The sequence below is a fragment of the Parviterribacter multiflagellatus genome (assembly GCF_056863265.1).
On record NZ_JBXPIZ010000007.1, the window covers coordinates 237,841 to 249,276 of the forward strand.

General features: G+C 71.8%; 3 protein-coding genes. All 3 read left to right on the forward strand.

Annotated features, from left to right (window positions below; genetic code table 11):
- Positions 1 to 26: 26 nt before the first annotated feature.
- The 3 genes from AC1UE5_RS16725 (at position 27) to AC1UE5_RS16735 (ending at position 11,420) form a co-directional block, all read left to right on the forward strand.
- Positions 27 to 1,598, forward strand: coding sequence for a glycoside hydrolase family 43 protein (locus AC1UE5_RS16725; RefSeq protein WP_482925532.1), 1,572 nt, complete (start codon positions 27 to 29; stop codon positions 1,596 to 1,598).
- A 209-nt stretch (positions 1,599 to 1,807) separates the two neighbouring features.
- The gene (locus AC1UE5_RS16730; RefSeq protein ID WP_482925534.1) at positions 1,808 to 11,044 is read left to right on the forward strand and encodes an RHS repeat domain-containing protein; all 9,237 of its coding nucleotides are present in this window, start codon (positions 1,808 to 1,810) and stop codon (positions 11,042 to 11,044) included.
- Between the two features lie 10 nt (positions 11,045 to 11,054).
- Positions 11,055 to 11,420 (forward strand): hypothetical protein, encoded by a 366-nt coding sequence (locus AC1UE5_RS16735; protein ID WP_482925536.1) that lies wholly within the window; start codon positions 11,055 to 11,057, stop codon positions 11,418 to 11,420.
- The last annotated feature ends 16 nt before the right edge of the window (positions 11,421 to 11,436 follow it).

The window sequence follows — 11,436 nt, forward strand, 5'->3', positions numbered from 1 at the left end:
CGCGGCGGCGGTACCCTGCGCGGTCCGTGCTCGCCCGACGCCTCCGCGCCGCCGCGCTCGTCCTCGCCCTCTCGCTCCTGGCCCTCGCCGCCCCCGCGGTGGCCGGTGCTACGACCTTCTCGAACCCGGTGCTGCCGGGCGACTACCCCGATCCGTCGGTCGTGCGGGTCGGCGGCGACTACTGGGCGACCGCGACGAGCGACCGCTGGGCGCCCGTCTTCCCGGTCCTCCACTCGCGGGACCTCGTGACGTGGCGGCAGGTCGGGTCGGTGCTGCCGGACGCGCCGGAGTGGGCGCACGGCGGGCGGTTCTGGGCGCCGGAGATCACGTACGCGGAGGGGCGGCTCGTGGTGCTCTACGCGGGGCTCGAGCGGCCGGGGCGGTTCTGCATCGGCGCGGCGACCGCCGCGCGCGGGGAAGGACCGTGGCGCGACCGGGGCGTGCTGACGTGCCGGACCGGCGGCGCGATCGACCCGGTGACCGTCAAGCGCGAGGACGGCACGCACTGGCTCGTGTGGAAGGCCAAGGGCCACGGCGGCGGGCTGTGGGCGCAGCAGGTCGACCTGGGCGGCCTGCGGGTGCTCGGCAACGCGCTGCCGTTGCTCGCGCCCGAGCGCGCGTACGAGCGCGGGGTGACCGAGGGGCCGTCGCTGATCAAGCGCGGGCCGTGGTGGTACCTGGTCTACAGCGGCGGGAACTGTTGCAAGCCGCCCTGCACGTACGTGACCGCGGTGGCCCGGTCGGCGAACCTGCTCGGGCCGTACGAGAAGGCGCGGCGGCCGATCCTGCAGAGCTCGCCGACGCTGCGCTGCCCCGGTCACGGGACGCTGGTCGACACGCCGGACGGGCGCCTGTTCTACCTGCACCACGCGTATGCGGCGGGCGACCTGCTCAACCGGCGCCGGCAGGGCGTCCTGACGCGCGCGTGGGTCGACGCCGACGGGTGGCTGGCGATGGGCAACGCGGGCGCCGCGGACGTCGGCGGCGACGCGCCGCTGGGGGCGGGGCAGGCGCCGCGGGCGGTGACGTTCGCCGACGACTTCGCCGGGCCGGGGCTCGTGCCGGGCTGGCAGTGGGTGATCCGCCGCGAGCCGCCAACCTTCGCGGTCGGCCACGGCCAGCTCGCGCTCGCCTGCGACACGCACGCGCTCCTCACGCGGCAGGTCGCATCGGACCTGTTCGAGGTGTCGGTGACCGTGCTGCCGCCGCGCAAGGGGGAGACCGACGGGGCGCCCGCGCTGGTGGTGCGGGAGCGCGACGGCGTCCAGCGCGGCATCGAGGTGCGCGACGGCCGCGCGCTCGCGGTCTGGCGCCGGGGGACGGGCGCCGTCCGGCTCGGGCCGTCCGTGAAGGTGCCGCGCCGCAAGCCGCTCCGCCTCGTGGTGACGACCGGCGCGGACGGCACGCTCACCGCCGCGGTCGTGCGCCGCGGCGTCCGCGTCCCGCTCGTCACCGGCCGCGCGGGCCGCGGCGTGGCGCCGACCCGCATCGGCCTCTCCTGCCGCCCGACCCAGGGCGAAGGGGCCGGCACCGCCCGCTTCGAGCGCCTCCGGGTGACGGCGGCGGCGGGCCTCCCGCTGGGCGTCCCCGCCCGCTGAGGCGCGGCGCGCCGCGCAGTATTAGGCAGGGACACGTATGTGTTCGTGATGAGCGCCGATGCGCCAAGTCTTGTGCGATATGCACGAACTTGCTTTGACAGGTGTCGCTCACCGAACAAGGGTGGACCCTCTGATCGGCGTCGTCGATCAAGCAGGCGAAGCACATTGCGCCTGCAGTTTTGACTTTGCCCGAAGGGGACGGAGGACCGATGCGGGAGGGAGCGCTCTGGCTGCGCGCGCTGCGTGCTGCTCAGATGCAGGGACGCCGCGTGTGGCGCGGGACACGGTGGACGCAGGGTGCCGCCGTCGCGATGGTCACTGCGCTCGCCCTGGTCGCCGCGATCGCGTCGGCGCAGACCGTTCCGGCCACCGATCCCGGCACCGAGCCGGAGCAGGCGAAGGTCCCGGCGGCCGATCCCGAGAGCGCGACGCGCTACGCGGGGCTCGACGACGCCGAGGCGTGGCGGCTCGCGCGGACCGTCCTTCCGGCGCCGCTTCCGCTTCCGCTCGACGCGGCACGGCCTACGGCCCCGAGCGGCGGGGCCCGGGCGGCGACGAGCGCGACGCCGGCCGCACCAGCCGCTTCGGCGGCACCGGCGAAGGTCGAGTACCGCGGCGACTACGCCGCGCTCGTCCACCCGGCGGGCGGCAAGAAGCCGTCGCTGGTCGCGACGAGCTTCCCGCTCCGCACCCGCGACGCCAAGGGTCGGGCGCGGCCGGTCGACCTGCGCCTCAGGCGCCGCGGCGCGTACCTCGTGCCGGCCAACGCCGGCACGGACGTGAAGCTCGCGCGGAGCCTGCAGCGCAGCTCGCTGCTGGGTGGGATCGGCCTGCGCGTCCGGCCCGTCGGCCGCCGCGGGCGGATCGCGACCGCCCGGCAGAGCTCGACGGCGTTCTACGCCAACGCCGTGAAGAGCACGGACATCTCCGTCGCCGCGCAGCCTGGCGGCCTGCAGGCCATGTGGGTGCTGCGGGCCGCGTCGAGCCCGGAGACGGTGGCGCTTGAGCTCGCGGCGAAGCAGCTGCGCCTGCGCCGGCGACCGAACGGCGAGGTCGTCGTCCGCGGCAAGGGTGGCAAGCCGATCGCCCTGATCCGCGCTGCCGTCGCATGGGACGCCCGCGGCGTGGCGGTCCCGGTCGAGGTGAGCGTGAAGGGCGACCGCGTCAGCTACCACATCGCGCACCGCGGACGGAAGCTCCAGTACCCGATCGTGGTCGACCCGGTCGTCGTCGGACACAACTGGGTCACGGCCGCCGATACCGCCGGGTGGCAAGCCGGCACGATGCCGTCCGGGCACAGCTCGGCCTTCGCAGGCGGGCTGCAGCTCTCCTACACCGGCGTGCGGGTGGACCCCGGGTTCGCGGAGTGGCGGTACACCGCACCCGGCGGAGGGACGATCACCGAGTTCTCGCCTGGCGTCGTCGCGATGGCCAGTGAGGGCTCGCCGACCACGTGCGGCTCGATCGGTCTCCGCACGTCCGGCGGTGCGGCGATCGACACCAGCGGCGCCTCGACGTGCGCCGCGACCATCCCGCTCGACACCTACCTCGCCCCGGTCGACGTCCCGGCGAACCAGGGCAACGTCGCGTTCTTCCGTCACCTGCCGGTCGCGAACGAGACGATGTCCGCGAGCGCGCTGCTGCCCGGCGCGACCATCAGGCTTGACGACGACGACCTGCCGGCACATGGAGCGCTCGCCACCAGCCACCCGCCCGGTCAGTGGATCAACGAGAGCTCCGTGTGGATCGAGACGACGGCCACCGACGCCGGCCTCGGGATGCGCCGCTTCGAGTTGTACGACCCCGTGAGCGGCGCGCGGCCAGCGGTGCTCAACGGCGGCTGCACCGGGACGGCGGCGGCACCGTGCTCGACGACCTTCTCGGCCCGTTTCTCGCCGGCGGCCGAGCTGATCGATGGCGCGGGCCAGGACTTCTCCATCTCGGCGGAGGACGCGCTGGGCAAGGGAACGTCGCGCACGGTGACCTTCAAGGTCGACCGTGAGAAGCCGGTGCTGACGCTCGGGGGCACGCTCAGCGAGGGCGCGATCCTCAAGTCCGGCCACCGTGCAGTCGACGTCTCCGCGCTCGACGGCGACCCCGCCCTCGGGAACTCGAGCTCGATCACGGCGCGTCGCCTGCGCCGGGCCGGCGTCCGCTCGATCCGCGTCAAGCTCGACGGTGCGACGCAGAGCCCGGATGCCGAGCAGACCTGCGAGCACAGCTGCGCGCTCAACCGCTCGTTCCCCGTCGACCCCGACACGCTCGGGCACGGCAACCACACCGTCGAGGTCATCGCGACCGACCAGGCGGGGAACGCGCGCAGCGTCACGCGGAGCTTCGCCGTCGACAAGCGCGGGCCCGACATCGGGCTGACCGGCCCGCTGATGGATGCGCGCGGCTCCACGCTGACGAAGGAGAGCTACCGGCTCGACATCACCGCGCAGGACGGCGTCCACGGCTCGGCGCCGGAGTCGGGGACCCGCCGGATCGAGGTTCTCTGGCAGGACACGGGCTCGAGCACGTGGCAGCCACTGGACGAGGTCGACCGAGCCTGCGCCACCGACTCATGCTCGCTGGAGCACCAGTTCACGTTCGAGCCCCGGAAGTTCGACGGCGCGGGCCGCCTGCTGATCAAGGCGTGGGACGAGCTGGACAACATCAGGCAGGAGGTCGTCGACCTGTCGCCTGGCACGGCCGCCTACGAGACGACCGCGCTGAGCGGGCTGGAGGAGTACCTGCAGTTCGACAGCGTCGAGACGGGCGCCGGCGGCCGCGCGCACGTCAACCAGACGACGGGCAACCTCGTGTGGAACCTGCTGCCGCTGGTCAACCCCGGTCGCGGCCTCTCGACGTTCGCCAACGTCACGTACAACAGCCAGACGGGGCCGCCGGAGGGCACGTTCGCGCCGTACGACGAGATCGGTCTCGGCTTCTCGCTCGGGATCTCGACGATCACGCGCGTCAACGAGCCGCTCGACCTGAGCGAGCTCGAGTCGACGCTCGACCCGCACATCGCGCTGGTCGACCCGGATGGCACCCGCCACGTGTTCAAGGAGCACACGTCCGGCGAGTACTACGTTCCCCCGGCCGGCTTCAACGTCCACCTGCGCAGGTACTCGAACGCGTACGCGCGCACCTGGGCGGCCACGCGCCCGGACGGCGCGACCTACTTCTTCGACCAGCAGGGCTACGCGACCTCGATCGAGGATCGCAACGGGAACGTCCTGCGGTTCGCCTACGAGATCGTCCCGCTCACCGGCGGCGCGTCGTGCCCCGCGTGGGCGGTCACGACGCCGATGTTCGACGCCGACGACTGCCGTCAGCGGCTGGTGTCCGTCACCGACTCGGCGGGCGTACTGGACGGCGCCCCGAACCGCTCGGTCGGGATCGCCTACGAGGCCGGCGGCGACGGGCGGATCGCCTCGCTCACCGACCACGCCGGCCGCGTCCTGCGCTTCACGTACAGCGGCGGCCGGCTCACCGCGCTCACCCAAGCCGACGGCACCGACGAGGAGCGCACGCACCGCTTCCTCTACGGCCCCGACGGGCTCGGAGCGGTGCAGGATCCCCGCGGCGCCGAGACGCGCTTCCGCTACGGGAGCGGCTACGAGGCGGCGCTCGACGACGCGGCGCACGCGCCGGACGAGCTCTCCGACACCCGCGTCGAGCGGGTCACGCAGCGCGACGGGCGCCGCCGCGACTACACCTACCTCGACGGCCCGGACGGCGCCGACGAGCTCGTGTGGGAGACGCGGGCCTCCAACGCGCGCGGCGAGGTCACGCGGTACGCGACCGATCACCGCGGGCGGACGAAGAAGATCACCGATCCGCGCGGTACGGACACGCTCCTGCGCTGGGACGGCGACAACAACGTGACCCTCGTCCGCGAGGCCGCCGGTACGTCCGACGCCGCGCAGACGGAAATGGGCTACAACGCCAACGGCCAGCTCGAGTGGATCACTAACCCCGAGGACGAGCGGACGGACCTGCACTACGCCGTCGGTCAGGGCGTCCACCAGCGGCCGGCGGGCGAGCCGCTCGAGGGGTTCGTCTCGGACCTGAACCAGATCGAGACGCCGAAGGGCGACGCGACCGGCATCCCGGGCGACTTCGCCGAGCTGTACGAGCTCGATGCGCGCGGCAACGTGACCGGGCGCCGCGACGGCGATGGCAACTGGTCGCGCACGGCGTTCGACTCCTACGGCCAGGTCGTCAAGGAGACCGACGCGATCGGGAACGTCACGCGGTACGAGCGGTACGACGCGAGCGGCCTCGCGCGCGTGATGATCGACCCCAAGCAGGGCCGCTGGGAGTACGCGTACGACGCGGTCGGCAACCTCCTCGCGACCAGCGACCCGCGCTCGGCCGAGCACGGCGGGGTCAGCGACTCGGCCCACCGGTTCAAGGCCCGCTTCAGCTACGACGCGCTCGACCAGCTGGTCGGCGAGATCCTCCCCAAGGACTCGCGCGCCGGCGAGTTCATCACGCGCACCTACGACCACGACGCCAACGGCAACCCCGAGCGCTCCGTCGACGGCACGGGCGCGGCGACGACGCAGGTCTTCGACGAGATGGACCGGCCGACCGCGGTGCGGACGCCCGCGGTGCCGCACGCGGACGAGGAGAGCCCGGCGCCGGAGACGACGCGCATGGAGTACGACGGTGAGGGCCTCGTCACCCGCGAAACCCGTCCGCGCGGCGAGGAGAACGCCGGCTCCGCCCTCGACTACTCGACCGACTACGAGTACGACGGCAACGGCCAGCTCGTGGTCGAGCGGCGCCATCAGCTCGAGCCCGGTGGTCAGCTCACCTCGCTCATCACGTCCCGCGCCTATGACCGCCGCGGCAACCTCGTCGGGATCGCCGACCCGCGCCGCAACGCGGGCACGTCGCTGTCGCCGATCGACGCGGTCGCGAGCGCGGCCCACCGCCGCTGGACCTACGAGTACGACCTCGCTGACCGGCGGATCGGCGAGACGGAGGACCCGTCCGGCGAGGCGCTGCTGACCCGGTACGAGTACGACGTCAACGACAACCTCACGCGGACGATCTCGCCACGCAACCATGCGGCGACCCGCTCCTACGACGGGCGCGACCTGCTCGTCGACAGCACGAACGCCGCCGGCGAGACGACCCAGTACCGGCGGCGCGCGGACGGGCGGGTCGAGGAGATCCGCCACCCGCGCTACTTCACCGCCTGGGACCCGAACGAGTTCGTCGAACGGTTCGTCTACGACGCGGCCGGCGACGTGGTGGAGCATCGCCTCCCGCGGACCGACACGGCCAACGAGCCCGAGACGCCGCCGACGTGGAAGTACCAGCGCGACGCCATCGGCGACGCGGTGAAGGTCACCGACCCGCGTGGGGACGTGTTCCAGAGCACGTTCCTGGACTCGGGCTCGGTCAGGACGACCACGCGCCCGAGCGCGTGGAAGGTCGAAGGTGACGCGCTCGTGCCCAAGGCGTGGCGCGAGATGGTCAACGACGCCGAGCGGCCGGAGCTGCCGAGCTCGGACGGCGCCGGCGACGGAGAGGCGGAGGCCGAGGGCGACTTCGGTGCGGTCGAACCCGCGCCGGCACCCGGATTGCTCCCGAAGGCCGGCCGCACGCAGTTCGGCTACGACGCGGAGCTGCGGCTGACCTCGGTGACCGAGCTCCTCGACGTGTCGAAGCCGGCCGATGACGTCACGACGCGCATCGAGCGTGACGCCCTCGGCCGGATGACGAAGCTCGTTCGGCCGCGCGACACCGCCGTGGGGGCGGTCATCACCGAGCTCACCGCGTACGACCGCAACGGCAACGTCGCCGCGGCGACGGACGGCGAGCTGGCGACCACGCGCTTCGTCTACGACCAGTTCGACCGCCCGGTCGAGCACCACGCGCCGCCGGGCAGCGGCGGGACGCCCGAGGTCACGAAGGTCGCCTACACGCCGAACGGCCAGGTCGCGTCGACGACGACCCCGCGCGGGACCGTCACGCACAGCTGCTACGACCGCGCGGACCGGCTCGAGAGCGTCACCGACCCGCTCGGTGCCTACACGTCGTACGACTACGACGCCGACGGCAATCGCACGTTCGAGGGCGGGCCGCGCGCGTTCAACGCCGACGCCCAGCCCACGAGCTGCACGAACTGGCCAGGCCCGTCTGACACCCCGACCGCGCAGACGGTGGACCGGACGCACGACGAGGTCGGGCGGGTCCTCACTGAGCGAGAAGGTGGTCCGAGCAGCCCGCGGCTGACGGCCTACGAGTACGACCTCGACGGCAACATCAGCAAGGTCACGGCGCCCGGGGCGAACGCGGACGCGCAGGCCGCCGCTGACGCTGTGCAGGCGCGGGTCTCGGAGTTCCGGCACGACGGGCGCGGCTTCCTCTACCGCACGAAGGTCACCGGCAGTGACCGCGTCCGCTTCACCGTGCAGGAGCGAGACGCGCTTGGCAACCTGCGCCGCGTCGTCGATCCGGAAGGCGTCGACGACAACGGCCAGCGCGAGCACGCCGACGCGGCACCCTTGCGGACGTCGATCGACGTCGAGGACGATCGCGAGAACGACGCGCTCCAGCCGGCGACCGAGCACGCGACGCTCTACGAGTACTCGCCGGACAACCTGCTGACGTCGATCCACCTCCCGAACGGCGGAGGCGACGACCAGCGCTACCGGCAGACGTTCCACCTCGACGCCCGGGGCCGCGCCACGAAGATCGACGCGCCGAACGAGTGGACCAAGGCCCCGGCCCTGTGCAGCGGCGACGTGCTGGACCAGTCGTACCAGGACGTCACGAAGACCGCGTGCGTGCAGCGCACCGAGTACGCGTACCTCGACACGGGCTGGATCACCTCGTCGACCGAGCCGAAGGGCCGTCGCAAGATCGAGAACGGCGGTGAGGCGTCCGTCGGCGGAGAGATCCACACGTACGAGTACGACGACCGCGGCCTCCAGACGGGATGGACGGTTGCGAACGCCGGCGAGGTCGTGCGGCGCGTCTCCACGCGGTCCTACTGGCCGAACGGCAAGCTCAGGAGCCGGATCGCCGACCGCCCGGGGAACAGCGAGCCGGAGGAGAAGACGCGCGAGTACGACTACCGCTGGTCGGCGAACGGAAAGCTGATCTCCGTCCTCGACCGTGGGCTTGAGACCAGCCCACTGCAGCCAGGTGACGATCGGGTCTACCGGCTGGGCTACGACGCTGCGGACCGGCTGATCGCGACCGACGAGGACGACCTCCCGGCACGCGGCGAAGCCCCGGCCCGCCCGGGCGCCGACACCGCCATGCAGCGGGACCTGGCTGGCAACGTGACGCACCGCTGGCACAACGGCAGGCTCGACGGCGCGGCCGTCACGTCGGCCGGGACCGTCCAGGGCGCGGTCAGCAGCTACACCGGCGGGACGCTCTCGACGTTCTCCTACGACGACTTCGACCAGGAGACGAAGGCGGTCATCGAGCCGCCGCACGACGACGACGCGCGGCAGCAGATCGAGACGGCGTACTGGCCGTCCGGGGACCGCCGCAGCCGCGTGGAGTCGACGTTCGAGCCGGACTCGGCGCCGACCGCGCGGCTCACCGAATGGAACGGATGGTCGACCGACGGCCGGCCGTGGCACACCAAGCGCCAGCAGCGCGGCCAGACGGCCTTCGAGAAGGACCAGGGGTACCGGTACAACCCGAACGGCGACCGGACGCAGGACGAGACCGGCACGTACGTCGTCAACGCGCGGCACCAGCTCACACGCTGGAATCGACTGGGCGAGGGGAGCCCAGCGGTCGAGTACACGCTCAACGGGGCGGGCGACGTCCTCGAGGAGAAGGACGCGGCCGACCAGAGCACGACGCGCTACAGCTACGCGGCGGGCCGGCTGGCGGAGGAGCGCACCGAGCGCGGCGGGCCCGAGCCCTCCACCGAGAAGCTCCGCTACGGCTACGACACCGCGTCGGCGAACGTCGAGTCGATCAGCTCGATCACCGGCCCCGAGACGTCCGAGCAGCGGATCAAGCAGGCCGACTTCCGCTACGACGCGTTCGACCGGGTGACCAGCCAGGGCGTGTACCGGGCCGGCCAGGGCACGCCCGAGGAGACGGACGACGACGAGGACGTCGAAACGCTGACGTACGACGCGTTCGACCGGCGCGATCAGATCACGGAGGACGCCGACCGTCCGGACTCCGACCCCGATCCGGCGACCGCCGACTTCGGCTACATCGGAACGACCGACGCGCTGTCGCGCCGTACGCCGCTCAACCGTCCCGGAAGCGCGTTCAGCGCGTGGGACTACGACTCGCAGATGGAGGCCGTCGGCCAGCGCCGCAGCCTCACGGCCGACGGCGAGCAGCTGACCTATCGCACGTTCGGCAAGGACGTCAACGGCTCGGTCGAGAGGCTCTCGGACGAGAGCGGCGCGGAGGCGGCGCGGTACCGGTTCGACCCGTACGGCACCGCCGTCGATGATCAGCAGCGGCAGGAGCCCGGCGGCCTCGCGGCGGACACGATCGAGCAGTCGCTGCCGGACTTCGCCCGCGACAACCCGATCCGGTTCCAAGGCTTCTACTACGACTCCGGCGTCCGCACGTACGACATGCGGGCCCGCCAGTACCTGCCGTCCGCAGGCCGGTTCCTCACCCAGGACCGCTTCGAGGCCTCCACCGGCGACTTCAACCTCGTCGCCGACCCGCTCACCCAGAACCGCTACGCGTTCGCGGGCGGCAACCCGATCTCCAACGTCGAGTTCGACGGCCACGCACCGTGCAGGGAGGAACTCACCCCGACCTCCGACCCGTGCCCGACACGTGAGCAGCTAAGGCGTGCCCGCGAGATCCTCATCAACGCGGGGCACATCCCTCCATCGGGCCGCCTCTCTGAGGACGAGGCCAACCGGTTCCTGGATGCGTACGAGCGGAACCATCCGATGGAGACCCGGCGCCATTGGGAGCTCGGTGGCCGCCAGCGCGTCTTCGACTGCCTGACGCGACGCGCGAAGGGCGCCTGCCAGAACTCGCCCGTCGACACGACCAAGCCCGACTGGGCCACGAAGTCCGAACAGGCGATGGCGATCATCGCCTGGCTCCCTCAAGGGCTGGCGGCGAAGGGTGGTTCCTCGCTCGTCGGCCGCATGGCGGCCGCTGGAGCCGAGAAGGCGACGCAATCGAACTACCGGAAGCTCTTCATCAAGAACGTCGGCAAGCTCCCGAACAAGAACTACCAGGTCCACCACGCGCTACCACAGCGGTACTCCGAGCAACTCGCGAAGCACGGGGTCAACGTCCATGACGTTGCCCTGCTACGTGGCGTTCACCAGAGGGTGCACACACGGGTCACGAACGAGTGGGAAGCCTGGCACCGCGACATCGTGAACAGGCTGGGCCGCCCGCCGACGACTGACGAGATCATCGTGCAGTCGTACAAGATCGACGCGAAGTACGGCAAACAACTGATTTTCCCGAAGCAGTAGGTTCGCGCGCATGTCCGACACCACACAAACTCGTCGTGCGTTCTTCGAGCAGGTCGCCGGCGCGTATGACGGCGCCCTTGAGAGCGTCTCCGAAGCCCTTCTGTCGCAGGAGGAGGCCGAGATCCTCTACGACAACGCCAAGTCGTTCGCCACCCTGCGGGCTCAGCTCGATCCCGAGGGTCGAGAAGCGCTCGCTGCGGTCATCTCGGAATCGTTGCTGGGGTTCGCACACAGCTTCTTTGCGATTCTCGACGGTGCGCAGGCAGACACGGAAGAAGAGCTCGTCTCGGTCACGAATCACCGGGGCGAGTCACTGGGAGAGGGCCTTCATGAGCACTGGGTTTCCCATCTGTTCGACACGGGTCGCCAGGAGTAGCGGCCGCAAGGCGCGA

Bases quoted from the DNA above. Each gene is read 5' to 3' on its own strand.
- AC1UE5_RS16730 (WP_482925534.1), top strand. From the start codon at position 1,808: ATGCGGGAGGGAGCGCTCTGGCTGCGCGCGCTGCGTGCTGCTCAGATG.
- AC1UE5_RS16735 (WP_482925536.1), top strand. From the start codon at position 11,055: ATGTCCGACACCACACAAACTCGTCGTGCGTTCTTCGAGCAGGTCGCC.